Source organism: Neobacillus niacini, assembly GCF_023715785.1.
In the GTDB taxonomy this organism is placed as follows: Bacteria; Bacillota; Bacilli; order Bacillales; family Cytobacillaceae; genus Neobacillus; species Neobacillus niacini_E.
Map to the genome: position 1 here is coordinate 98,632 of NZ_JAMBOX010000007.1, position 24,932 is coordinate 123,563.

Consider the following 24,932-nt stretch of genomic DNA (forward strand, 5'->3'; position numbering starts at 1 on the left):
TCCCCTTATCATTAGATTTTTCTGTCAACCATTTCCCAGTAAGGTGTCCGTAACGCTTTTTTATCTATTTTTCCGTAATTGGTAAGAGGTAATTCCTCTACAATGTTAATCGACTTGGGCACTTTATATTTTGATAGATTGTTTTTACAGTATTTCATAATGCCTTCAACATTTAATTGGTTGTTTTTAGGGATAATGAAGGCGGTAACTGCCTCTCCCCAATCTTGATCAGGAATACCAATTACAGCTACTTGTCGGACATCCGGGTGCTTTTGAATTACATTTTCTACCTCTGATGAATATACATTCATTCCACCACTGATGATCATATCCTTTTTTCTATCCAATAAATAAAGATATCCTTTTTCATCCATAACCCCAACGTCGCCAGTGTGCAGCCAGCCATCCCTTATTGTTTCACTTGTTTTATCAGATAATTTGTGATATCCCACCATATTTGTCAGCGCTTTCACAGCAATTTCACCTTCAACACCAGGACCTACTTGATTCCCACTTTCATCGACAATTTTAATTCTGCTCATAATGGTGGATTTGCCACAGCTTTGCAATACTTTCAAATTGTCGCCATCCAAACGATGATCGTATTTCTTTAGCCATGTCGCAGCACTTTGAGTTTCAGTTAATCCATAGATTTGTAGAAATACTTGACCAAAAATCTCGAGCCCTTGCCTCAATCGAGTGGCTGTAATTGGTGCCGTTCCATATTGAATGGTTCGAATGGAGGTAACATCAAATTCCTTTCCTTCCATAAAATCGAACAGACGATAAAGTGTTGTTGGTACTGCACTAAGGAACGTAATCTTATTTTGTTCTATATGTTTCAGCACGTTCTCTGGATCAAATTTACTTTCAATATATATTTGGGCTCCTTTTACTAAACCTGCGTACAAATAAAGCCCTGCTGCATGTGGAAGTGGTGTTGTTAATAGAATTTTTTCATCCTCTTTCATGTTTGTCTCTAGCACAATAGAAAGAAAAGTCAAAACGGTTCCCTGGTGTGTGTGCACAACTCCCTTTGGTTTTCCCGTGGTCCCACCGGTATATAGAATTAATGAGAGATCGGTAGGTTTTGTTTGAACCTCTATCAAAGATTCGGGTTCAGTTGCTTGAAAAGTTTCCCATGAAATAAATTGATCCGGTAATTTTCCCTCGCTGCCCACACCAATAATCGTTTTAAGCTTGGGTAATTCCATTTGTATGTTTTTGATTATGGGAAAGAATTGTTCTTCCACGATTAGGACTTCTGCATCCGAATCATTTAAAATGTACAGAATATCACTCTCTCTGAGCATATTGTTTAAGGGGACCTTGGTTCCCCCCGCAAAGAAGATTGCTAATTCACTTACTAGATATTCGGGAGTGTTGGATAAAAGCAAAGCCACCCTTGTATTATTTTTCACCCCACGCTTAATCAATCCATGGGCTACTCGATTAGCATGTTTATGTAATTCTCGGTAAGTGAATGATCTAGATGGAAAATGTACCGCGATCCTATTAGCATGATTGAAAAACAAACTGTTTAATAAATCGTTAACAGTAAGTATAGAAGAATCCAAATTACTCCTCCCCCTTGTCTTTTTTCTTCGTTTTTGATTTTTCATAAAATTAAAATAATAATTATTCCTGGTAAAATGGTATCACTTATTGTAATTGCTGGTCTAATACATGTTATAGTTGTTTTAATATTTAAAAAATATTATTCTTGTAAAATTGGAGGAAATTATGGAGTTTAGACATTTACACTATTTTATAGCAGTTGCCGAAGAACTCCATTTTGGCAGAGCAGCTCAACGCTTAAATATAAGCCAACCGCCTCTTAGTCATCAAATAGCACAGTTGGAGAAAAATTTAGGGGTTGAATTATTTAAAAGGACAAAACGTCATACAGAGTTGACACCAGCGGGAAAATATTTATTGGAACAAGCCTATGAAATTTTAAATAAAATCGAAAAAACCCGTATCGATGTCCAAAAAATTCATCAAGGCGAAAAAGGTCAATTACATATAGGATATACTGGGATTTTGAGTAAACTAATTTTACAATTGATTCGGACCTATCGTTCACGGTATCCAAAAGTTGAAATTGTTTTACAACATTTGTCAACATCTAATCAGATTCGTTATTTATACGAAAATAAGATCAAACTAGGCTTTGTATGTCCGCCAATTGAAAGCAGCCAATTGAACTCACGATTAGTGGGCTTTGCGCCGTTTGTAGTGGCACTACCTTCAACCCACCATTTAGCTAACGAGACATCCCCAATAAATTTAAAGGAACTAGAAAGCGAACCTTTCATTATGGCGCATCGAAAAAGTGAACCAGGTTATTTTGATACCATCATTTCGATTTGTAATCGTGCCGGTTTTAGCCCAAAGGTTGTCCAAGAAGCAGAAGGGATATTTACGATTCTAACCCTCATCTCAACGGGTATGGGTATCTCACTCGTCACCAATCTAACCCTTGAATATGGAAATTCTGGAATTGTATTTAGACCCATTTTAAATGATAATGCAGCAATGGACCTTTCGCTGGTCTGGAGGAAAAATGAGGAATCACCGTTAGTAGAATCTTTTCTGGAGGTATTTAACGAATTATTTAAGGATAATATTAATCTAAATGTAGATTATGACCAAAAAATATAAATGTAATCTAGCTAAAATCAAACTTGATTACCCTGAAGAGTTGCAACGGTTGCTTTTTATCATGCTATAAAAAGACCCCCACAGCTTGTGAGGGTCTTATATCCTTAAACGTCGCTATTTACTTTTAATAACCGATGTAAGTGATAAGATTTCCCTTGCTTCGTCAGGGGTAGCAAGCTCTTTTCCGATTTCAGCTACTAACCTTTTTGCCTGTTCAACGAATTCAACATTGGATTTCGCAAGGACTCCTTTTTTAATAAAGATATTATCCTCCATCCCTACTCTGATATGACCGCCCATCGCAATCGTTGTCATCATAATCGGGACGCTCATTCTTCCTATCCCAAATGCACTCCAGGTTGTATTTTCGGGAAGTAATCCCTTTAGAAAAACTAGATTCTCAATCGTTGCTGCTATTCCACCAGGCGCACCGAGTACGAATTGAACGTGCATCGGTTCCTTAATCATTCCCTTTTTAATATAGTGCAGGGCGTTATACAGCATCCCGGCATCAAATACTTCGATTTCCGGCTTAACACCGAAATTCACCATCTCGCTCCCTAAGCGTTCCAGAAATTTAGGATTGTTGTCAAAAACAGTCTCATGTCTCCAATTCATCGTGCCTGCATCAAAAGTAGCTAGTTCGGGGACTAATTCAACAATCGGGCGAATTCGATCATCTTCGTCTAATCCAATACCACCCGATGAAGTAAGATTAATCACAATATCGCATCGTTCTCTGATTAACGCAACCGTTTCTCTGAATTTGTCAATATTCATTGAAGGTGTTCCATCATCCTCACGAACATGAATATGGGCAATCGCTGCGCCTGCCTGATAACATTTGGACACTTCATCTGCTATTTCTTGCGGGGATTGAGGTAAATAGGGGGTATCTTCTCTTCTTGTGACAGCACCTGTTGTGGCAACCGTTAAGATGACTTTATTTTTCAAATGGTCTTTAGACATTTTATTCACTTCCCTATCATTAATCTAAAATCGCAACGGCTCGAACCCAACCGGCACTAGCACTCTTAATTTTTACCGGAAAACAAGAGACTTTGAATCCATAAGGCGGCAATTTATCCAGGTTGGTTAGTTTTTCAATTTGGCAATAGGCCTTTTCAATTCCGGCAAAATGACCTTCCCAAATGAGACTTTTATCATGAGTTCTGGCAAAGTCCTTCGCAATGAACCCAAGTGGCCGGTCCCAACTCCACCCATCCGTTCCCATCGTGCGTATGCCTTGATTAATCAGCCACAAGGTGACATCGCGCCCCATCCCGCAACCTGCTGTCAAGTATTCTTTTGTGCCCCACTTTTTAGAGGCACCGGTGTGGACTAAAAGGATATCACCTTTTTTAAAGGTATAATTTATTTTCTCGAAATACTGTTTAAAATCATCTATCGTGGTCGCATAACCATCCGGTTTGTCCGTAAAATCCACGACGACTCCATCTCCATAAAACCACTCCAATGGGACCTGATCGATGGTCCATGACTTCTCACCATTATTCATCGTCGGGTGATAATGCCAAGGTGCATCAACATGTGTTCCTGAATGTGTCGTAAGCTTTACATTTTCCAGTGCCCAAGCCAACCCGCCAGGAAGGTCTTCCTTCGTTGCCCCTGGGAAAAAACTTAACATGTCGTTGATTTGATTTTCGTGGTTTTGATAATCAATTTCAGGAATCATTTGAGGCGGGTCAGACGGAAGCTTACTTTCAATGGCAACGCTTAAATCAATAAATTTCATAGTGAACAACCTCCTGCTCCAAAATATGTAACACTGCTTTATTAAAAGAGGAATCCTTTCTATGCTATGTCTACGGAACCTTTCTTAGAATTCCTCTTGTTAGGTTACTAGTTTTCTAGTGTTTCTTTTGGAGAATGGGTTCTGTCATCTTTTTCAAGGCTTGGCCGAATGTAGCCGATGGATTAATGCTAGGGTCGAGCTTGCCTTCCCATTCGAGTTTCTCCCATTCAACCAAATTTACAGAGGTTTCAACGACCAACTTTGACCGTTCTATCCTTTGATTCATAAATTCAGCAAGCAAACGATCAAGATCCTCCTCACGGGCCACTAATTCAGCTAAGACGACGGCGTCTTCAATGGCAAGTGCTGCACCTTGGCCCAATTGTGGCGGAGACGCATGGACAGCATCGCCAATAAGCAGGACACGCCCCCTATACCAAGGAGCCGGCATTAATATTTCCTCGTATGGCCGGTATACGACATCCTTTGGATTCACAATTTTTTCCCGCAATTCTGCCACAATACCGCCAAACTCTTTTAATCGATCACGCATTAACAAGTGGAGTTGATTCTCCGGCATATGGGCATCACGTGCCTCAGGAGAAACAGCTGTAAGATAGATAGAATCAGGGCCCATTGGGACGATGACCGCTTTATTTTTTTCACCGTAAACAAGACCGCCCCATACAAGGCCTTCTGGTTTCTCCATTGGGTATCGCCAGCCGCCCTGCCCAACAAAATTAGGCTGGTATTCCTCCCCAAAAACCTTGCTTCTAACCTGTGATCTAATTCCATCAGCTCCAACCAATAAATCGTATTCTCCGGAAATACCCTCAGTAGATTCTACATACACGCAATCTTCCCGATTTTCTATCTTTGAAAAAGTGAGGCCCATTTTAATAGTGGCACCATATTTAATGGCATTGTCCAGCAAAATTTGATGCAACTCTCTGCGGGAAATTCCATTATTCGCTGGATAGTTGTCAGCTCGAGGAGTTGGAACTTCTGTTAACACATCACCCTTTGCATTATAAAACCGCCAGCCGGGAAATTCGCAGCCTTTTGCCAAACATTCATCCACTACTCCCAATACGCCTAATTCCCGTAATTGGTTGGACGCTTGAATGATTCCAACCCCATATACATTCCACTCACTATTTTTTTCCCATACTTCTGTTTGGACACCCTTTTTTTGTAGTGCAATGGCCGTAGATAATCCACCAATGCCACCACCGATAATTAGAACCTTATTCATCTTTGCCACTAAGACATCTCCTTTTACTGAATATTCTAAATTCAATCGGTAGTCATACACCTTTTTAATGAAGGAATCATTTACTGCTCACTAACTCATTCTTTGGAAGCCTTGCATTAAGTTGTTGTTGAATCCAATCAAATAATGGAAAGGCTTGTGTTAGGTTATCCGATTGACAGTGAGCGGCACCTGTTTTATCAGGTGTAACAATGTTTAATACCTTTTGGCAGGTTAAGGCATTATAGACACGGTAGGCCTGATCAACATTCGCTTGTTGATCCTCCTCACCATGAAGTACATAAGTAGGACATGTTATCTTTTCTGCTACGCCGCGTAAATGGTAGTTTTTCAATTTTTCCCGTGCTTCAGGCATACTTTCTACACCTATTACATGCTGCAGTATTGCGGCTAGCGGATGATGATCTGGCCTATTTTTCCACATATCGTTATAATCATAAACTGCACTATAGATACCGCAAGCCTTATACCTTGGTTCGAATGCAGCAATCCTGGCGGCCATATATCCGCCCATCGACCAAGCCATGATCGCCATCCGTTCAGAATCAATGTTAGGATGATTCTCCGCCCAATCTGCCACGGCAGAACCTGCCACTTCAAAATCAAAGCGGGAAGCAATCTTGTTTAATCTTAAGGCAGCACCTTGACCTGGACCATCTACTGCGATCAGTCCCAACCCACGATCGTAAAGACTTTGGGATAAAGCAAAATAGATCTCTTCTGCTGTGGAATCAAGTCCTCCGAACATCACCACTACTGGGGATTTTTCTGCTTGAGGGCCACGACAGAAATAACCAGGAAGATAAGAATCTTCATAAGGAATTTCGATGATTTCTGGGGGATTTTCCATCAATTTTGCCCCTTTTCGAAACACTTCAATTCCCTTTAAATACGTGTCCATTTTCCTAGGATCATTAGGCTGCAGGAAAAATTCACCCAGGCGGATATAATTCGATGCCCTCAAGAAATGAGCCCTCGCTGTAACGAGATTTCCTTGATCAAATGCCTCGTGCCCTTGAGCTAAAACCCTGTCACCTAATCTCGTCCACTCTGTGAACCAGCTATCATAATCTCCCATCTTAATTCGTTCTGCCGCTTGTAAACATTCACTAAAGTTACTACCGCCAAAATTAGAATGCCCAATAATTCGCACTAATTGATACGACCACATATAGCTTTCTGGCCAAAAATGCCACATAATCGATAACGCACCCTTCCTATTTTCTATGGTTGTAGATTCTTAGATTACTGTTTCATTTTAGCTGTATTTTAAACTTCCATCTGGATTAAATAGATTATAGCTGGACCAGGCATCATTAGGATTTTCAGAAATAATCCATTTTTTCGGACCCCAATCAGGCGCAAAGATTAAATGTGCCCCAGCATACAGTTCGATTCTATTTCCTCCAGGCTCAATTGCATATAAGTTTAGCCCTTCAGCAACGGCATGTTTACCTGGGCCGGATTCAATTTCGTAACCATGCTCGCGGATCGTATCAGCAGCAGTCAGCAATTCCTCCCGGCTCTCTACCGCAAAGCATACATGATGGAAGCCGCCCTTAAATCCCGCATTAATAAACGCAATGTCGTGTGAAAGGTTCGTCACAGACATCCAAGCGCCAATCTCATCACCAAAATCGGAATAAATCCCTTCATTGTATTTAATCCCTAAATCCTGATAGAATAAGCGATCCACAGTTGTATTATCCGTTAATACCGTAACATGGTCTAAGCGGCGGACCCCAATTCCCCGGCGCACCTGCTTTTGGGGGCGATTTTTCCAAACGCTTGCTTTTCCTTCAGGTGCCTCATACCATTCCACATCCCAAAACACCTCGGAAAGGTGACCTCCAGGAGTCATAAATTTATACGCTTTCCCATGCCCCAAATCTCCTTCGATCCATCCTTTGCCTAGTTCCGTTTTTTCTAAATGCTTAACAACATTTTGTAAGGCGCATTCACTGTCGGCTCGCCAACTAATATGGCCTAAGCCAGGTCCAGCAGCTTCGGTGATTTTTAATGAATGATGAAAGAAGTCTCCCCACGCTCTTAAATAGACAGACTGTCCGGATCTTGTTGTCTCTTCCAGCCCCCATACTTCCTTTAAATACTGGACTGTTTCCTCTGGTTTAGGGGAAAGCAGTTCAACATGTGCCAACTGGGATAAAAAATGTGGATTTACCATTATTCGTCACTCCTAAAGGTATTTTTCGTTTTTGATAAATTCATAGAAATAACGGTTAATGATCTCCCTCCCTTCCGTTGTAAACGTTTACAAACTACGCGTTAAAAAATAGTTGTTTCGTTAATAGTTAACATAACAACTATTTGAAATCATTGTAACAACTGGTAAATAGTGGTGTCAATAATAATAATCTAAATTGAATTAATTATTTGAATCTTATGAATGTTATTTGTGTTTTTATGGATAATTTAATAGTTTTACTTTTTGGCTTATGGTACCTTTATAAAGACGTTACATTTTTATAAAATAGTATTAATAGTGCGAAATTTTTCTATAGGAGAAATAAAAAATGAAACAAAGTTTACTGGACTCATCCATCGGTTATTTAATAAATAGAACCGCATTAAATTTAAATAATTTGTTAGCACGAAGAATAAAAGACTACAATATTACGCCTGAACAATTTGTGTTAATATCACGATTAATGGAGGAGGAAGGCATAAGTCAGAGGGAGCTTGCCATAAGATCCGAGAAAGATCCTCCTGGTATTACCAGAATGTTAGACAACATGCTGGCCAAAGGTTTAATAACAAAGGAGCATAATGACAGACGTTCACTTTCCATTTTTCTAACTGAAAAAGCTAGGACGATTTATTACGATCTTGAAAAAATTGAACAGCAAACAATGAAAGATATTGTTCAAGGGCTGACTGAAGAACAAATCCATTCTCTTAAGATAATGTTGACACAAATAAAAGGAAACATTGGTGGATTAGAATAAGGAAATGCATGGCTAACTCAAAGAAACAGGCGTTTCTACCATTGTAGAAATGCCTGTTTCGCAGATACGTCTTTTCATATTAGTTGTACGTTTTAATCAGCAAATCTTAGTATGGGTAGTAGTGGTGGTGGTATGGGTAGTAATGATGGTAATACGGATAGTAGTGATGGTAATGCGGATAGCCATAACCAAACCCTGGACCTCCGAATCCGAGACCTGGCCCAAAACCAAAACCTGAACCTGGTCCACCTAAACCAAGACCCGGAGAGAAACCAAAACCTGAGCCTGGTCCACCTAAACCAATCCTGTCTTCCATTATATAAGGGGTATAATAATTAGGGATCATGTTCTTCCTCCTCTTTTCTTTTTACAGTAAAGTTTATGTATTTTTGGGTAAAAGTTCTTGGGTATATGCCCTATTTGATATGAATTTTTCATACAATCGTCTAATTAGGCAGCTGCCTGTTATGTTATTTTTATTCAAAAAAAATGACCCACAATCTAGCAGCTTCTCAAACAATTCAACGTCCCTTTTAGAATTGTCTATCCCGTGGCAAATAACAACGCCTATTTTTGCATGCGGGAATAAGGTCCAAACTTCATCTTTAATGATAAATTTAGTCATAAAGGCTCTCTCCATTTCTATCCTTCTTATCACAACACGATAAATTTCATCCTATACCATTTCAAGTATTATTAAACCAATGCTCAAACACCCTTTTTATTTTTGCAGGGTTCTTCATTCAATAGATTTCTTTTATAAAAATAAAATACTTCATCAGTTCCTTTTCACCGATTGATATCCGATTCGCTAAATCATCGGTCCTAAAAACAAACTCTTTAACCCCAATAAATTCAGATTCACTAATTAAGAAAAACTGAGTCCCTTTTTTATAGCCATTAAATTGACGTTTAAGTTTATATACCTTCATTCCATACCCTCTTGTGAATAAATATAGTAAATATTTAAACTATACCACAAAAAGCCAGGCACCACTCCAATAAGGCGGTGCCTGGCTTTTTTCTGATGGGTTGCCAAAAGATAATCTCAGAACATAACCTCTGAGCTTCAGATTGAATACTTCCACAGTTGCGCCAATTTTAATGGATTTTCTTTTATCTTATTCTAATCTTTCATATTTTCCTTCATACATCAAACCTTTTAAAAAGACTACGTGGTCTATTGTGTCCTGCGTTTTCTAATTAACCACATTATTCCAAATATTAAAACTGCTATAATTAACGGGTAAAAAGCGCCAAGATTAAATAAACTGTGTAATAATCCTTTAAGAAAAGTCATAATGATCTACCCCTTTTTAAAAATAATGTTTTTCTGAAAAATTATGCTCCTTATTTTCAAAGTAATTCTACCAACCAAAAGTCACATAATATAGTGAATAACGTTTAAAAAAAGTCACATTTATAATCGACACTTTTCATGTAAAAGAGTTGTTATAGAGTGAATGATTTATAGATAATTACCTGTTACGGTTGGGATCCACACATTTATGTCTCAACCTTTTTCATATTTATCGAGGTTTCTTTCGTCACACCTTATAAAAAATATCCGTATTTTTATTTTTCACTTGCTTCTCATGTTACGTTAGGTTTTGTCCGAGAAATTTCTGGTAAAGAAGTTAATGAGGATGCATGGCTATTTCACTCCCCCTTCTCATCCGAAGAGGAAGAATGGCTTGCTCGTGCATTAGGTTTTTACTTGGAGAAAAAAGGAGTGAAATTAAATAATGGAAACGAAACAACAGAACCTTCCTAAAGCAGACCACATTCGTACGTTCTGGCACTTACTTAGACAATCAAAGCCACCCGTCACAATTTTTGTCGTGGCGGTTATTCTGAGCCTCCTTGAAACAGGTGCCGGTTTAATTGTCCCGCTTTTTACAAAATCATTAGTCAACCAACTCTCAGAATCTGCGTTAGAAATATCTGTCATCCTTTTATTAGCGGCTGCTTTTATCGTGCAAACGGTATCTTCGGGATTTTCCTATTATTTAATGACTTATCTCGGTGAATATGTCATCGCTTCGATTAGAAAAAGACTTTGGGGACAAATTCTCCATCTGTCTCTCCCTTATTTTGACCAGCATCAGTCCGGAGATACGATGAGCCGGATAACCCAGGATACAACACAATCAAAACGTTAAAAAAACAGCATTTAATCACATTTATCACAGGGTTGATCTCCATCATCGGCTCTATCGTGATTCTCCTGTTCATTGATTGGAAAATGACCTTGATTATGCTAATCGCCGTGCCGCTTGCGATAGCGGTCATTATGCCGCTAGGACAAAAAATGTATAAAATCTCAAAATTAACCCAGGATGAAATGGCGAGATTTTCAGCCAATTTAGGAAGAGTTTTGGCAGACATTCGTCTAGTGAAGGCTTATCATTCCGAGAGCCTAGAAAGAAGTAAAGGAAATAAGGGCATTGACAATCTGTTCCTGTGGACTGATCCTTGAATTTGACATATAAACGGCTCAGGTTAAAACTCATAAATACTTAAAATAGATTGTTCTTTTTTTCCATGGGCAGACGCCCCTTTTTTGCCGATTTTAGGACGTCCATGTTTAAATCAGTTTTGCCATTTTTGATTGATCTTCGCTCTCCATCATTACTTCCGTCACTTTGACATTAGAGGGCAGCAATGGATGGTTTCGAATCACTTCCGCATTCGTTTGCTTACTATTGGCTGAAGTTTTGCCACCCTCCAGCCATTCTCGTATGCTGGTATTTTGATATTCGGGCTTGCAATTTTTAAACAGATAATCCAATGTTTGAATTTTCTCTTGTAATTCTTGATTAGCATACATTTTTTTTAGCGTCTCTTTTACATTCTTTTGATCAACTTCTGGAGCGGCAACAAAAATTTCTTCGACATTGTCCCGATTAACAGCAAGGATGATGTCCCGCATGAGATCACCAAAGGGTTCAATCACTGCTCCATAGGTTTGCATGACTAAGATATGATCCGGTGTAAGGCCGCTCATTTGGTTTAGAATCCGTTCCGGTCCTTGCTCCAATCCCATCACAAACAGCACTTTTTTCTTTTCGTCGGTATTCATTACTTTCACCCCATTATCAATTAAATCCGTTCAAATCCTCATCCATTGGATAGTTTTTTCTCTAAGTCCCCTGAAAGTTTAAAGACCATGACCCGTTCACCGGTTTGGGTGCTGATGTCGGTATAAAAACTGGTTACCTCTTGGTCAGTTATCGAAAAAATAATCTGCTTTAAATCTTCTTGACCTGACTCCACTAGGCTGTTTCGTGTCATTTTTATTGATAATAATCCCTCTTTGTCCTTACATAAGGCATATTCAGCAGGGGTTAGTATTCCATTCAGTGTCACAATCACCATATCCCGTAAAATATTCGTTTTCACAGCAATGGAACCGCGGCCAAGATAACTTTTCTCCCATTGCGTTAAGGCTTTACTAATTTCGGCTTCAATCGATCCTTTTGACTTCTCCATCTTGATTTCAACCCTTTTCTACTATATATATGGCTATATTATTTTAATCCAAAGTTAGTACTTTTCATATAAACCGAGGCGCACTAAGACCAGCTTTTCCAGTTTCCTTCCGGATCAATCGACGCAAGACGAAGCCAACCGTTTTGGACTTTTTGCCGAAAGGCCCGATCGTGATTCAACAATCTTTCCACATATTCCGTTGGTGCCTGGATGACCACCAGCAGCCTTAATGGAGCATGATAGGCTTGTTGGTCCGATTGCATGACCGACTGCCATGGCAGCCCAGATAACAAATCACTGGCATTTCCCTGCATTACTCCAATTCCAGCGGTTACGGTCTGGGTGACTTTATTGCCGCTGCCATAATAATGGGGAGCCACGGTGGATGCGTAATATTGCAGGTTGATCCATTGACAAACCGTTCCCGGACCAGCAATGATACCGGCAAGCAGTGAACCGTTTTTATCCTTTTTCCAGTTATAGTTATGGAGAAACACTCTTCCCTCCAGATTGCAGTCCTTGGTCAAGCTTCGTTCCCCGATGACAAACGCCGCATTACGTGCCAACCCCCATTCCGGACGCACTTCACTCCAGTCCTCTGAAAGCCGCTCGGCTTCCGCTTTAGGATGTTTGAAGGTATTTTTGAAATTCGGCAATTTCGAGATTCGCTCGGCATTTACCTCCTCACTCACCTTTGGCAGCACGGCTTGGATTTGTTTATAGGCTTGTTCAGCCTGCTCCGAAAGCTGTGGCAGATAAATCCAATTTAATTCATCCAGTGATGTAATATGTTCTGCGGCTGCAAAAACAGTATCTTTTGGAATCGAGATCCCTCTTTCATCCAGGGCCTGGCGTACATGGGAAAGATTGCACAATTCCGCCAGCACCCGCGCATTAAAAGCGCTCGAAGCCCCGCCACATGCCCCGCAATCGAGCGAAGCGGCATATGGATTATTCACGCTGCGGCTCCCATGTCCGCATATCACCACGAATGGAGCGAAATGATCGGTGAGCCCCATCATTTTTAAAGCCTGCTCCGCATATTGCACTTTCTCTCCCTCTGTAAAACCGACCGGTAACTCCGTGCTTGTGTGTTCCATTCGGTCAAGCGTTAATTTCACATCGGGTTTCTTGATCCATGACTCAAGTATTTTCCTAAAAGTGCTGCCAGTACTCCTTGGTAAAAAGGTTCGCGCCAAAGTCTGTATACTGAGCCACGGTCCGCTCACCTCTGGCAGTAATAAGCTGGCAGGCAGGTTGTGTTTCATCTGTTTGAATGTACCTGAAAGTGATTGGACTGCCTCTGTACGCTCATGAAACGCTTGGTATTGCGATTCAGGCAAATATTCTCTTACCTTAAATTGCGGTTTTGAGATGATTGGCAAGGATGGATGGCTATGAGGGTGATCCAGTTTGCAGGTTTCAATGTCCAAATTGAAAAATCCAGCTGTACCAAAGGTTTCAAAACCATCTATCTGTTCCAGTTTGCGGCGGAAAGGCTCTGACCGCACATCGATACAAAAAACGAATTGGGCCATTAAAGCTTTCTTTTGCACAGAGGTCCTCTGCTTCGTCGAAACGAATTTTTCTTTTAACTGGTTTTCATACGTCTTTTCCCAAGCTTCCAGCCAAAGTCTATTTCGAGTAATTTTATCGAACTGCCAAGCAAGGTTCAAACGTGCCCCCTGTTCCGCAGCGGGTAATCGGTACCACTGATTGATGGATAAGTTCCCCCAATGGAGCCAGGCAGAAATGAGCGTTTCCAGTTGCACTTCTCCTTCCGTCCCCTGCTCGGGCAAAGGAAGATAAGGCTTCAAGAATACCAGCTCCATTGAAATTCGTACAGCTAAATAATCAGTAAGCAAGGAACGTTCTTGTATATTTTGCTGCGAACGCCATTGCATCATTCCCGCCCATCCTGGCAGGGCAAGCAAATGGGCTTCAAGATATTCTTGCCTCTCTGAATAAGCAATACCTAATTGGGATAATGCCTCTGTTAAGGCCCTGTCCGCTTCTTTGGGCAGATTCTTTATCTGGCTGCGTTTCTTTTTCGTTAAGGCAGGGTCTAAGGTGGCCATTTGCTGCCATGCGGAATAAAAACCTTCCTCGCGGATTGGCATCGGCCAGACAGCCTGGGACTCATCCAGGAACAATTTACACCATTTAATCATATGGCGATTCAGTTCGACTAACGCCCACTCGCCATCTATCGGTCCAAACCGCTGACTGAGCGTTTTGACGGATGGTCTTGCCTTCAGATGAAACTTAAACCCTTTCAGTTTCTTTGCCAATCGTTTCACTTCAGGAAGTGCCGTCAGATCATGAGCCGGCAGTTCCTGTGTAAGCGCCGCGCGGCAAAATGCCTCCGTTGCTGTACGCGGTAGACCGAAAGAGTGCCGCTCCAGCCATTGCTGCAGCCCTTCTTCTAAAAAATTTACATCAATTTCCCCTTGATTCCGTGCCATTTGCAGGATAGAATCATCAGGAAATAGCTCGAGATCAGATATATTCTTGAGCCGGCGCGCGATTTGTTCAAATGATTGCTGTTCCAAACCGGCCCAGGGGCTGCGTGCGGCAAACCTGCTGATCGGCCCAAGCGGTACAATGACTTCGCTAGCAGCTTTTACTACATCCTGAATCGAAAACTCGACAACTCGTTTTTCCCAATTTAATGTTTCAGCCAATGACGTTGTCATCTAAAATACCCCCTGTCAGAAAAGGATTTTGCCAAATAGGTTGGGTGGCTTTCCACTACCTCTTTGTGCGGCTCACCCAAATGCACCAGCCAAAGATAAATGATGGTAAATGCCTTTGAGGAGCGATTGTTTGCTAACCATAAACCAAAAGCACTGCCTCCCAGCAAAATAAACAATACCAAGATGGTGGCAGGTGCGGGAGGCTGCATCCCAGACATGATTGTTTCATGCAGCAGCTTCTCTAAGGCCATGTGGATGAATTTGAACATCAAAATGGCTGCGGCAAGGGTGATAAATCCTGCCAACCGGCCAATCCGGCCGTTTCCAAAAGCAACCAGTCCGGACCAACCTATTATCACGGACCAGCCTAAAATGAGGGCGCTGATGATTTGATAACCCCCACCGCCAGAAGTCAGCCAATAGCCAATACCCGTCATGAAACCTAAAATCCCCCCAGTGATCCCCCACAAATAGGGAAACGTATGGTGCTTGAAGGAATGAGTTTTGCTGTGCTGGATGGCGGAACCAGCCTGCAGAAAGAGGCTCGCTTTAAACAGGCCGTGTAAAATCGCATGAATAATGGCGGCCAAATAAGCTCCCAATGCACACTGGATCAGCATGAATCCCATTTGAGCGATAGTGGAGCCGACCAGCTGCCGTTTATAGTCGACATGGACAAGCATCATTCCGGTCCCCAACAATACTGAAAAACCAGACAAAACGAGTAAAATCAGCTGTGCCGAATCACCACTAAAAAGCGGAGCGAATCGAGTAAACATAAGACCAGCGGCATTGACAATACCGGCATGCATGACAGCAGAAACAGGCGTTGGCGCCACGACCGTGTCGAGCAGCCAGCGTTGGAAAGGAAACTGTGCTGCGGGAATCATCATCGCCACTATTAATAGGAGGTTGATACAGGTTACTTCCCATGGTGCAAGTTGCGCAAGATTATTTTTTTCAAGTACAAGTGATAGCTGCCATTGTCCTGTCGATTGTGTCATCCAAATGACAGCCAGAAGCAGGATAATCCAGCTGAGTAAGAATAGCCGACCAGCAAAGGCGGCTGCCTTTCTGGCCACATGCCACTGTTTATTTAATCGGATCAGCAACGTCAGTGCCAAAAGGGTGACTCCCCAGCTGGTCAACATTAGTCGAAGGTCATTGCTGAGCCAGGCAAGGGTGTCAGCAATTGTAGTGAGTGTGAGTAAAGTAAAATAGCTTCGGTAAAAACGATCGCCAAATAAGTACCGAACAGAAAAGCGCTGCACAATCAACCCAAGGGTCAAGACAAAAAAGGCCAGAAGCCAAGAAAGGGAGTCAAAACGCCAAGGTCCATACAACACCGATCCTTTGTTAGAGAGAAGCCCCCACAAGGCGACGATTGGAGATAATGATACGATACCGATGTGATAACGAATATAGTATAAGGGAACCTTTTCCCATTGCAGGAAAATGGCGCTTACCATGGATAAGGCAAGAATGATGAAAAATACAGCTGGTAATGTGATTAACTCAAGATAATGGGACACACTCTCTCTCTCCCCCATAGATTTTAAGAATAGGAATCTATTTTAGTTTTTTAGAACAAAAAAACCGGCAAACTCTCAAGCTAATGGTCATGTTAATACCATTAAACATTGAAGATTGCCGGTTTACCTTTAACTGCCTATCAGGCTTTTAAATAGTCTACCTTTATTGTATGTAATTCATGAATAAACGGATGCTTATATGATTTTTCTAGACTATCCCTTTTTCATAAGGCCCATGGGTTACATTAACGTTATGCTAAAGGGTTTTATTTTTAAAAAAATCATCAAGTATTATTTGCATTTAAAATATTACTATTGAATAAACATTCTGTCAAGTTCCTTTTTATCGAATGTTTCTAGGGAAGGTATAACATACCGTGTTACTCCTGTAAAACTTTACAATTTTTAACTATTGATTGAAAATAATGTATAGGGAAAAATCTCCAATATTCTAAGGAGTTGAAACATTTGATTACACTCAAACAAATGGAATACTTTGTTGAGGCTGTTTTATCCGGCAGCTTTTGTAGATAGGTATTATAAAAAGATGGGTTTATCGTTCAAACCATTAATAGAATTAGAATTTAATGATTCCATCGTTACTTTTGTAACAAAGGGGATTGGTTCCTCTATTATCCCACGTATGGTATCGACACAGCTAAAACACGCTACTCCTGCTGCTATTATTAAATCCATTGATGACCCATACTTCCAAAGAAGCATCGATTTACTTTATAAGGATGCATACAGAAAAAAAGCAAGTGAGATTTTAAAACATTTGGACGAAGCTTTATAAAACCGGTAAAGAGTTTACTCTATACCGGTTTTAAATTTGTATTATAACTTTTTCTTATAAACTTGTAATTTTTATGTATTACCATCCTTTGCCAACAGACTGTATTCTTTAACTAAATAAATCTGCTTCGACAGGATGTGTAAAGATGACTAAAAATTATTATTTGTTGGTAAAGGAAAAAAACTTTCTGTATTTTTTTATTGCCACTCTAATCGGTGTTCTAGGTGAGGGAATTTTTGGACTTACCTCCATCGTATTAATTTTGAGCAAAACCGGTTCCGCCTTTGAAGTTGGCAAGATGTTCGTACTCACCCTGTTTCCATCCGTAATTTTAGCGCCCTTTGCCGGCGTGTTGATTGACCGATACGACAAGCGAAAGATAGCAGTACTTTGCAACTTGGTGCGGCTTATGGCAATCCTCATCATTCCCATAAGTTTCTACGCTGGGGTTTTTTCTATTTCTTTTTTTTCAATATCGATTTTCTTTAGCTATATTGCCTGGTATATTTTAGAACCTACGAAAGAAAGCATATTAAAATCCATCCTGGATAAAGATCATTACCGCCAAGGGATTGCCTTAGTTCAAGGTGCTTGGCAGGTAGGCCTCTTGGCATCGGCAGTCATTGCAGGAATCGTAATCGACTGGATTGGAATGGAGTTTTCCATTCTATTATCAGGAATGTCCTATTTGCCAGCCGCCATCTTTTTTCTGCTAATCAAACGGCCGAATCCACTCACTGGGGAACAGGAAAGCCATCCATTTTCCCTTAAGAAATACACCACTGATTTCTGGGAGGGGTGGACCTATTTCCTTCAAAATAAAAAAGCGAAATTTTTTGTATTAACGACAAGCGTCACTTTGCCATATTTTTACGGAATTAATGCACTCATTGCCCCTTTTAATCATCACGTCCTAAATGGGACTGGAACTACATTAGGTCTCATCGACAGCGGAGCTGGGATTGGAAGCTTACTATCGGCAATGATATGTACTTTTCTTGCAGCAAAAATGAACTCGCAAAAAAACCTATTATTTTCCATCCTTTTATTAGGTGTTTCAACAGTTTTTTTCAGCTTAACCAAATCAGTGTTACTTGCTTTTTTTACGTATATCATAATTGGTTTTTTTATAGGAAATGTGAAAGTGTTATCGAGAACCCTTGTTTTTGATTTTGTGGAGGAGAAATTTATTGGCAGGGTCATGACGACTGTTTCACTGCTCAGCTTGGCACAAGCTATCATCATATCTTTGTTAGTATCTTATTTGGCAGACAAAAGTATATTATTCTCCTATCTAACCATTTCATTCCTATTAATTTTCCCGCTTCTGTATACGATAATGGGAATAAAAGCTTCGAAAGAAGCAGCACGGTATGATCATAGTTCAAGAAAGAACCGATTCATCAAGGTCTAAAAAGTGATGTTTATGTAACCTCTGATCATGAAAGTGCGAAACAAATGGTCATGGAATTATTAACCCCCCTTCCTTTTAGAGTAATGGATGGAGGAAAGCTGGAAAACAACAGGATAATTGAAAGACTTACCCTATTTCAACGGGAAATAGCCATGCGATATGGGAACTACCCTTATGTAGCAAATTGGTTATTTGGTATGTAGGATTAAGAATGGAAAAAAAATAGTCTATTACGTGTTAAATATTTTCATATTTTATGCTGGTAAATATCCATGGGAACAGGCGATCTCTACTCCATCTATGCCTGCCTCTTTTGTCCCGACAACAAGAAAGTGACGGTTTATCTTTTTGAAGATAATAACAACAGCAAAAGTGCCACGTATAAGAATAATGAAGTTGCTCAATCCTTCCTGTTTAAAGGACTTGGCGTTTGAAATTAGCAGGATATTTAGAGTTTAGATTTTAGCATATACAAAAAAATCCACCTGAGTTCAACTATACTCAAAGGTGGATAATTATTTTGTTTGAATCGGGGGATTTTATATTTAATTTTTCATTAGCCACCGATAAATCATAGCATTCGGTGAAGAGTTAAAATCTTTGTGTTCATACACCCCCGCTTTTTTTAAAAAATTGGTTACACCATTTTCCAAGAAATAATCAACTTTTAAACACATAAATTATGTTTCCAAATTCATTTGACTATAACGACAATTATTTGTTTCAACTCTAATAATATTGTTTGTAATAAAATCCTCTATTTCCTTGTCGGTAAAGCCCAATTGTCCTAGGATTTCCTCTGAATGTTCACCTAGGGCTGGAGGGTGGGTAAACTCCCTTACTGGATTTCCTTGAATCTTAATAGCAACACCAGGAACAGGCACATCAGTTTCTTCAATTTTTATAGTTTGGATCATTTCTCTATGTTGAATTTGAGGATTATTTATGACTTCCATTAAATTATTTACTGGACTACTAGCAATACCTGCTTGTTGTAAAAGTTGAAAAGCTTCCTCTTTTGTATGCTCCATCGTCCATTCCGTAATTGCTGTATCCAATATTTCTTTGTTTTTGAATCTTCCTTCTTCCCTAAAGAATGGTGAATCAATTTGGCCCCATTCACTTTTGCCAATTAGTTCAGCCAATTCAATCCACTTTTTTTCAGGTACATTCATATAGGACATAAATACATACCCATCTTTTGTCTGAAATGCTTTCGAATATTGAAAACGATCACTCATTCCCCATCTTTGTTTTTTAATCCCATGGAGCTTCGCTTCAGCGATACTAAACCCTAATAATGAAACCAATCCATCAAGCATACTTATATCCACCAAGCGGCCTTTTCCAGTTCTTTCTTTATGAAATAAGGCTAGCATAGTCCCTAAAGTTGCTTGCAATCCAGCAATATGATCGGCAATAAAAAATCCAACATAGGTCGGCGGGCCATCTGGATGTCCAGTTAATTCAGCTAACCCACTCATGGACTGAATGACACCATCATAGGCTCCGTAATCCCGATACGGGCCAGTTGTTCCAAAGCCAGTAATATGGATCATACTAATTTTTGGATTAATAGCGGAAATGGTTTCATAATCAAAACCTAATTTTTCGGGTACATTGGAACCATAATTGGTGACTAAAACATCTGCAGATTCTACTAAGCGGTGAAGAATCTCTTTCCCCTTTAAACTTTTCAAGTCTAATGAAAGCCCTCTTTTATTCCGATTTTCTGAGGTAAAATACAAACTCACATCATCATCCATGGGAGCAGATGTTCTTCCTACTTCCCCTTCCAATCGTTCAATCTTTATGACATCTGCACCATAATCAGCAAGTATTTGGCTGCAGAAAGGGCCTGCAATATAATGGGTTAAATCCAAAACTCTTACTCCTGATAGAACAGTCAAAAATTTCACCTCGTTTTATAATTTTATCTATGTTATACATCATTCCTAGCCTGTTGGGTTGGAATAGTAGCAATCGCACTTACTTTGGAACTCACAAGTGCCTTACCACTCAGTTCACTTTTGCGAAAGTTCCCAGGTGAAGTACCGACTATTTTTTTAAACGTCTTGATGAAATGATAAATGTTATTATATCCGACATCACTACTAATCTCCGCTATATCAAAATCAGTGTTAACCAGTAATTCAGCGGCTTTATCAATTCGTACTTTATTGAGATATAAATTGATAGTCATTCCAGTATTTTCTTTAAATGTTTTACAAATATAATTTTTGCTATGACCAACAAACTTTGCAAGGTGGTCCAAAGAAATCTCATTCTTATAATTTTCTTGTATATTCTCTTTAATCTGTTCCACCACTTTTGACTTTTGGGGATTTGACGATACCTCAATACTTTGAAATCGAATCATGTAATAAAGTGTAGCAATAAATGTATGTGTTGCTATTTCTAGATACCAAGGAAGTGTATCGATTCCTTCTTTAAAAACCAACTCAAGCATTTCTTCTATATTATCTGTCCCCTTGCATACAATTGGTATCTGGTTTAAACCTTCTTCTAACTTGGTATCAAAAACAACATACTTAACTTCCAACATTCGTAACGGCTTTCCGTCTACATCTCGAGTGTTGGAAATTCCATGGATATCATTTGGTCTTGTAAAAAGATACATCCCCTTACCCATTTTCACGGATTCATTTCCTACGATAAAATCTCCTTCTCCTGAAACGACATAATAAATCTGATAGTAATCATGTTTATGTGGGATAAGACTGCTACCTGCTGGATATTCACTTTTAGCAAGCCAAAGTAGATTTAATATTTTACGAGACATTTAAGCTATCACCTTTGTAGGAATTTATTATTTATTTCATAGTTATTATGTTTATTCAGGTATGTATAGAAATACTCGAAATACGTATCAAATACTTCCCAAATATGCTTTTGCAATATCTGAGTTATTCCGAATTTCCTCTCCCTTACCCTCCAGAACAATACGGCCAGTCTCAAGAACATAGGCTCGATCAGATATTTTTAATGCACTATTCGCCATCTGTTCCACTAAAAGTACTGTCACACCTGAAGAACTAATTTGCTTTAAAAGGTCAAATACTTCTCCTACAATAATTGGAGCAAGTCCAAGTGAAGGCTCGTCAAGAATTAACAATGTAGGGTCCGTCATGAGCGCCCGAGCAATAGCCAGCATTTGCTGCTCGCCACCTGAAAGAGTTCCTCCCATCTGATTTTTCCTCTCCTCAAGCCGTGGAAACCTTTCAAAAATAGATTGTAGTCGAGAATCAATTTTATTGGCGTTCTTTTCAATATACGCCCCTAAAAGAATATTTTCCAAAACAGTATGCTGAGGGAAGATCTGCCTCCCCTCAGGCACTAACCGAATTCCTTGCTTAACTAGTTGATCAGGCCGGGCTTTAGAAATTTCTTTACCCTGAAAACGAATGCTCCCATCCTTTGCTTGATGAAGGCCAACAATGGTGTTGAGAATCGTACTTTTTCCTGCACCGTTCGCACCCAAAATGGTAATAATCTCCCCTTTTTGTACATGAAAAGAGATATTGTGTACGACTTCAGTTTTTCCATAACCTATCGTTAGGTTTTCTACTTGTAACATTGATTACGCCCCCTCGCCCAGATAGGCTGTTCTTACAACCGGATTCGAATTTACGCTAACAGGGTCGCCCTCAGCAATTTTTTTACCGTAATCGATAACTGTAATGTAATCGGATATTTCCATAACAAGATCCATATGGTGCTCAATCAACAAAATGGAAATTCCAGCATTACGGATTTTTTTAATAATCTTTGAAAATTCCTTCGTTTCTGTTTCAGAAAGGCCGGCGCATGGTTCATCCAGTACTAAAAGTTCTGGCTTCATATAAAGGGCACGTGCAAGTTCCAATAACTTTTGTTGGCCTGCAGAGAGGCTTTCTGGATCGTAATTTGCTTTGTCTTCCAGATCAATGATCTTCAAATATTCCATCGCCTCATGAAAGGATTTTCGTTCTTCCTTCTTCATTTTGCGAGTTCGGAGTATTGAGTCAATAATCGAATAGGTATAAGACAAACGTCCCCCTATTGCAACATTCTCAACTACTGAAAGATTGTTAAAGAGTCTTACATGTTGATATGTTCGTGAAAGACCCTTCCTCGTTAGATTAAACATTTTGTTACCGGTAATTTCCTCCCCATTGAAAATGATCGACCCTTCTGTGGGTTTATCTATCCCGGTAATCATATTGACAGTAGTACTCTTACCGGCACCATTAGGACCTATAAGAGAGTGAATCGTTCCTCTTTTTATGGTCATGTCTAAGCCGTCTACAGCCGTTACTCCTCCAAACCTTTTAGTAAGTCCCTTCACAACCAGAATGTCTACCGTGCCCGTATTATTCTCTGTAACATTCCGGGCAATGTCAAACTCATTTTGCTCTGCCTTTTCCAGTATATATTTGTTATTATCGATTTCCTTAAAATACTTCTTAATATTTCCTGCAATACCAGCGGGCATTATCTGCGGCAAGATGACCAGTAACGCACCGAATACAATTTGCTTTAAATCAGGGGTAGCATTAAATAGCATCGGTATAACGGTGACAAATACTGCCCCGATAATCGGACCAGTTAGGGTACCCTCACCACCAACAACCGCCATCAGCAGGATGAATACGGTAAATTCAAAATTGAAGGTATCAGGGCTCAAATAACCGCTGAAACTGGCATAAACACTTCCTGCCAAGCCAGCAAGCATAGAACATAGAAAATAACCAGCTATCCTATATTTGCTAAAATTGATCCCCACTCCCGCAGCTGCAATCTCATTATTTTTAATGGCAATCAAGTCTCTGCCCCACCGGCTTTTCAATAAGTTCCTCTGTAAGACAACACAGAATAACATAATAACAAAAATGAAATAGTATTTTTGAAAGGTATCTAAAACAATGTTAAAAAAATTCCAAGAAGGGATGTACATTCCCCCGGACCCGCCAGTAAACCATTGCCATTCATTCAGGACTTGTTGGACGATTCCTAATAAACCTATGCTTATTAGGGCTAAGTAATGGTGCTTGACCTTAGAAGATGGAAGAGAAACTGCCAAGCCGACTATACCTGATGCGATTGCGCCAGCCAGCAATCCTACAAGAAAGGGCATATTATAGCGGGTAATCGCGACTGCTGAAACATATGCACCTACACCATAATGGGCGGCAAATGCGAACGAGGTAATTCCGCTAAACCCCGCTGATATGTTATATCCTATTGCAAGAATAATATAGATAAAGATTAATGAAATAAACCGAGTGTAATAGTCACCTGCAAATAGAGGGAGAACTAAACTGATCAATAGTAAGGCTGTCCAAAACAGGATAAAAATACGACTATACTTTTTCTGCATTGAGTTCGCCTTTATTAAAGAGTTTGGCACTTAATATCCCTCCCGGTAAAACGATAATTACGATAATCATAATTAAAAAGCTAATCGCGTCTTTTAATCCGCCTGGAACAACCATATTGGCAATTTCTTCGATCAATCCCAGTGAAATCCCGCCAATGAAAGCACCCTTTGTGTTTCCTAGCCCACCTATCAATGCCGCTGCAAAGGCTTTAATACCTATTGAGTATGTCATCGTATAGCTTGCAAAGGTTATAGGGGCAATAAGAGCACCGCTTATGGCTGCTACAGCACCTGATATCGCAAAACAAATCAACACAATGTGATTACTCCTAATGCCCATGAGCCGTGAGGTATCCGGGCGAAAGGATACGGCACGAACAGCCCGGCCAAAGTTCGTTTTTTGAATCACAATCTGATAAACAATTCCAATAACTACTGCTACAAGAATCATCATAATCTCATGTACCATAATCTTCGAGCCAAAAATCGGAATAACTTTTCCATCAAATAGGTAAGGATACGCCTTTGGTTCTGTACCGAACAAGATTCGGGCGGTATTGTCTATAATTATACCTGCACCAAAGAGGGTTACTATCCATCTTGAATTATTGGTTAGATCCCCTAATTTTTCTACAGAGACTTTATAAATCACGATACTTAGAACGATGTTAATCAAGACAGCCAGAAGCATGGCTGTGATAAAGTTCATTTGAGCAAAGCTCAGTAACCAGTAGCTGGACATGGCACCGATCATAATGACAGAGCCGTGGGCAAAATTAATAATCTGAGTGGTAGAATAAATGATGCCAATCGCGAGCGCCATCAATGCATAAATGCTACCGTTGGCTAGGGCAGTTACTATTTCCTGCATTAACAGACTCCTTCCAAATTTATTTTTTGTGTGTCAATTTTCCCGAATTAACCCAATTCACTTGATAAGTGCCGGGCACCACATGATGCGCG

21 protein-coding genes and 1 pseudogene are annotated in these 24,932 nt (G+C 39.9%); 5 read left to right on the top strand and 17 right to left on the bottom strand.

The window, feature by feature from the left end; genetic code table 11:
- Positions 1 to 11 precede the first annotated feature (11 nt).
- Positions 12 to 1,577: a long-chain-fatty-acid--CoA ligase gene (locus M3234_RS14305; RefSeq protein ID WP_262305367.1), complete on the bottom strand. Its 1,566-nt coding sequence runs from the start codon at positions 1,575 to 1,577 to the stop codon at positions 12 to 14.
- 166 nt (positions 1,578 to 1,743) lie between these two features.
- Here M3234_RS14305 and M3234_RS14310 point away from each other — a divergent pair, with 166 nt between their 5' ends.
- A complete protein-coding gene (locus M3234_RS14310; protein WP_262305368.1) occupies positions 1,744 to 2,664 on the top strand; it encodes a LysR substrate-binding domain-containing protein in 921 nt (306 codons plus the stop codon).
- A gap of 114 nt (positions 2,665 to 2,778) precedes the next feature.
- Here the strand turns inward: M3234_RS14310 and M3234_RS14315 are convergent, their stop codons facing one another.
- From M3234_RS14315 to M3234_RS14335, 5 genes are all read right to left on the bottom strand, one after another.
- Entirely contained in the window at positions 2,779 to 3,633 is an 855-nt protein-coding gene (locus M3234_RS14315; RefSeq protein WP_262305369.1) for a beta-keto acid cleavage family enzyme, read from the bottom strand.
- A 19-nt stretch (positions 3,634 to 3,652) separates the two neighbouring features.
- Positions 3,653 to 4,420 (bottom strand): cyclase family protein, encoded by a 768-nt coding sequence (locus M3234_RS14320; protein WP_262305370.1) that lies wholly within the window; start codon positions 4,418 to 4,420, stop codon positions 3,653 to 3,655.
- A gap of 115 nt (positions 4,421 to 4,535) precedes the next feature.
- Positions 4,536 to 5,675, bottom strand: coding sequence for an FAD-dependent monooxygenase (locus M3234_RS14325; protein WP_262305496.1), 1,140 nt, complete (start codon positions 5,673 to 5,675; stop codon positions 4,536 to 4,538).
- A 76-nt stretch (positions 5,676 to 5,751) separates the two neighbouring features.
- Positions 5,752 to 6,891 (bottom strand): alpha/beta hydrolase family protein, encoded by a 1,140-nt coding sequence (locus tag M3234_RS14330; protein ID WP_262305371.1) that lies wholly within the window; start codon positions 6,889 to 6,891, stop codon positions 5,752 to 5,754.
- A 60-nt stretch (positions 6,892 to 6,951) separates the two neighbouring features.
- Complete coding sequence (locus tag M3234_RS14335) at positions 6,952 to 7,878, bottom strand: VOC family protein (RefSeq protein ID WP_262305372.1); 927 nt, start codon at positions 7,876 to 7,878, stop codon at positions 6,952 to 6,954.
- A 349-nt stretch (positions 7,879 to 8,227) separates the two neighbouring features.
- Between M3234_RS14335 and M3234_RS14340 the strand changes: the two genes are divergently transcribed.
- Positions 8,228 to 8,659 (top strand): MarR family winged helix-turn-helix transcriptional regulator, encoded by a 432-nt coding sequence (locus M3234_RS14340; RefSeq protein ID WP_262305373.1) that lies wholly within the window; start codon positions 8,228 to 8,230, stop codon positions 8,657 to 8,659.
- Positions 8,660 to 8,765: 106 nt separating this feature from the next.
- Here the strand turns inward: M3234_RS14340 and M3234_RS14345 are convergent, their stop codons facing one another.
- Positions 8,766 to 9,005: a hypothetical protein gene (locus tag M3234_RS14345; RefSeq protein WP_262305374.1), complete on the bottom strand. Its 240-nt coding sequence runs from the start codon at positions 9,003 to 9,005 to the stop codon at positions 8,766 to 8,768.
- A gap of 397 nt (positions 9,006 to 9,402) precedes the next feature.
- Positions 9,403 to 9,591: a hypothetical protein gene (locus tag M3234_RS14350; RefSeq protein ID WP_262305375.1), complete on the bottom strand. Its 189-nt coding sequence runs from the start codon at positions 9,589 to 9,591 to the stop codon at positions 9,403 to 9,405.
- An 813-nt stretch (positions 9,592 to 10,404) separates the two neighbouring features.
- On the opposite strand from M3234_RS14350, the pseudogene M3234_RS14355 reads away from it, so the two are divergent.
- Positions 10,405 to 11,138, top strand: a pseudogene (locus M3234_RS14355) (ABC transporter transmembrane domain-containing protein).
- Positions 11,139 to 11,246: 108 nt separating this feature from the next.
- Here the strand turns inward: M3234_RS14355 and M3234_RS14360 are convergent.
- The 4 genes from M3234_RS14360 to M3234_RS14375 all read right to left on the bottom strand — a co-directional run bounded on the left by M3234_RS14360 (position 11,247) and on the right by M3234_RS14375 (position 16,379).
- Positions 11,247 to 11,741 (bottom strand): carbonic anhydrase, encoded by a 495-nt coding sequence (locus tag M3234_RS14360; RefSeq protein ID WP_262305376.1) that lies wholly within the window; start codon positions 11,739 to 11,741, stop codon positions 11,247 to 11,249.
- 38 nt (positions 11,742 to 11,779) lie between these two features.
- The gene (locus tag M3234_RS14365) at positions 11,780 to 12,151 is read right to left on the bottom strand and encodes a Na-translocating system protein MpsC family protein (protein WP_262305377.1); all 372 of its coding nucleotides are present in this window, start codon (positions 12,149 to 12,151) and stop codon (positions 11,780 to 11,782) included.
- 83 nt (positions 12,152 to 12,234) lie between these two features.
- A complete protein-coding gene (locus tag M3234_RS14370; protein ID WP_262305378.1) occupies positions 12,235 to 14,847 on the bottom strand; it encodes a DUF2309 domain-containing protein in 2,613 nt (870 codons plus the stop codon).
- Positions 14,844 to 16,379, bottom strand: a complete 1,536-nt coding sequence (locus M3234_RS14375) for an NADH dehydrogenase subunit 5 (protein WP_262305379.1) — start codon at positions 16,377 to 16,379, stop codon at positions 14,844 to 14,846. The genes M3234_RS14370 and M3234_RS14375 overlap by 4 nt, the downstream gene beginning before the upstream one ends.
- Before the next feature lie 547 nt (positions 16,380 to 16,926).
- On the opposite strand from M3234_RS14375, the gene M3234_RS14380 reads away from it, so the two are divergent.
- Together M3234_RS14380 and M3234_RS14385 are read left to right on the top strand one after the other, a co-directional pair.
- The gene (locus M3234_RS14380) at positions 16,927 to 17,175 is read left to right on the top strand and encodes a type 2 periplasmic-binding domain-containing protein (RefSeq protein WP_262305380.1); all 249 of its coding nucleotides are present in this window, start codon (positions 16,927 to 16,929) and stop codon (positions 17,173 to 17,175) included.
- A 145-nt stretch (positions 17,176 to 17,320) separates the two neighbouring features.
- Positions 17,321 to 18,589: an MFS transporter gene (locus tag M3234_RS14385; protein ID WP_262305381.1), complete on the top strand. Its 1,269-nt coding sequence runs from the start codon at positions 17,321 to 17,323 to the stop codon at positions 18,587 to 18,589.
- 680 nt (positions 18,590 to 19,269) lie between these two features.
- Here M3234_RS14385 and M3234_RS14390 read toward each other — a convergent pair.
- The 5 genes from M3234_RS14390 to M3234_RS14410 form a co-directional block, all read right to left on the bottom strand.
- Positions 19,270 to 20,508, bottom strand: a complete 1,239-nt coding sequence (locus M3234_RS14390; protein WP_311315658.1) for a CaiB/BaiF CoA transferase family protein — start codon at positions 20,506 to 20,508, stop codon at positions 19,270 to 19,272.
- A 23-nt stretch (positions 20,509 to 20,531) separates the two neighbouring features.
- Positions 20,532 to 21,392: an AraC family transcriptional regulator gene (locus tag M3234_RS14395; protein ID WP_262305383.1), complete on the bottom strand. Its 861-nt coding sequence runs from the start codon at positions 21,390 to 21,392 to the stop codon at positions 20,532 to 20,534.
- 87 nt (positions 21,393 to 21,479) lie between these two features.
- Positions 21,480 to 22,187: an ABC transporter ATP-binding protein gene (locus M3234_RS14400; RefSeq protein WP_262305384.1), complete on the bottom strand. Its 708-nt coding sequence runs from the start codon at positions 22,185 to 22,187 to the stop codon at positions 21,480 to 21,482.
- A gap of 3 nt (positions 22,188 to 22,190) precedes the next feature.
- Entirely contained in the window at positions 22,191 to 23,999 is a 1,809-nt protein-coding gene (locus tag M3234_RS14405) for a branched-chain amino acid ABC transporter ATP-binding protein/permease (protein WP_262305385.1), read from the bottom strand.
- Positions 23,953 to 24,840 carry a branched-chain amino acid ABC transporter permease gene (locus tag M3234_RS14410; protein ID WP_262305386.1) on the bottom strand — a complete coding sequence of 296 codons (888 nt, stop codon included), beginning with the start codon at positions 24,838 to 24,840 and terminating at the stop codon, positions 23,953 to 23,955. Before M3234_RS14410 ends, M3234_RS14405 begins: the two co-directional genes overlap by 47 nt.
- Positions 24,841 to 24,932: the final 92 nt, after the last annotated feature.

Bases quoted from the DNA above. Each gene is read 5' to 3' on its own strand.
- M3234_RS14310 (WP_262305368.1), top strand. From the start codon at position 1,744: ATGGAGTTTAGACATTTACACTATTTTATAGCAGTTGCCGAAGAACTC.
- M3234_RS14315 (WP_262305369.1), bottom strand. From the start codon at position 3,633: ATGTCTAAAGACCATTTGAAAAATAAAGTCATCTTAACGGTTGCCACA.
- M3234_RS14320 (WP_262305370.1), bottom strand. From the start codon at position 4,420: ATGAAATTTATTGATTTAAGCGTTGCCATTGAAAGTAAGCTTCCGTCT.
- M3234_RS14325 (WP_262305496.1), bottom strand. From the start codon at position 5,675: ATGAATAAGGTTCTAATTATCGGTGGTGGCATTGGTGGATTATCTACG.
- M3234_RS14330 (WP_262305371.1), bottom strand. From the start codon at position 6,891: ATGTGGCATTTTTGGCCAGAAAGCTATATGTGGTCGTATCAATTAGTG.
- M3234_RS14335 (WP_262305372.1), bottom strand. From the start codon at position 7,878: ATGGTAAATCCACATTTTTTATCCCAGTTGGCACATGTTGAACTGCTT.
- M3234_RS14340 (WP_262305373.1), top strand. From the start codon at position 8,228: ATGAAACAAAGTTTACTGGACTCATCCATCGGTTATTTAATAAATAGA.
- M3234_RS14345 (WP_262305374.1), bottom strand. From the start codon at position 9,005: ATGATCCCTAATTATTATACCCCTTATATAATGGAAGACAGGATTGGT.
- M3234_RS14350 (WP_262305375.1), bottom strand. From the start codon at position 9,591: ATGAAGGTATATAAACTTAAACGTCAATTTAATGGCTATAAAAAAGGG.
- M3234_RS14360 (WP_262305376.1), bottom strand. From the start codon at position 11,741: ATGAATACCGACGAAAAGAAAAAAGTGCTGTTTGTGATGGGATTGGAG.
- M3234_RS14365 (WP_262305377.1), bottom strand. From the start codon at position 12,151: ATGGAGAAGTCAAAAGGATCGATTGAAGCCGAAATTAGTAAAGCCTTA.
- M3234_RS14370 (WP_262305378.1), bottom strand. From the start codon at position 14,847: ATGACAACGTCATTGGCTGAAACATTAAATTGGGAAAAACGAGTTGTC.
- M3234_RS14380 (WP_262305380.1), top strand. From the start codon at position 16,927: ATGGGTTTATCGTTCAAACCATTAATAGAATTAGAATTTAATGATTCC.
- M3234_RS14385 (WP_262305381.1), top strand. From the start codon at position 17,321: ATGACTAAAAATTATTATTTGTTGGTAAAGGAAAAAAACTTTCTGTAT.
- M3234_RS14395 (WP_262305383.1), bottom strand. From the start codon at position 21,392: ATGTCTCGTAAAATATTAAATCTACTTTGGCTTGCTAAAAGTGAATAT.
- M3234_RS14400 (WP_262305384.1), bottom strand. From the start codon at position 22,187: ATGTTACAAGTAGAAAACCTAACGATAGGTTATGGAAAAACTGAAGTC.
- M3234_RS14410 (WP_262305386.1), bottom strand. From the start codon at position 24,840: ATGCAGGAAATAGTAACTGCCCTAGCCAACGGTAGCATTTATGCATTG.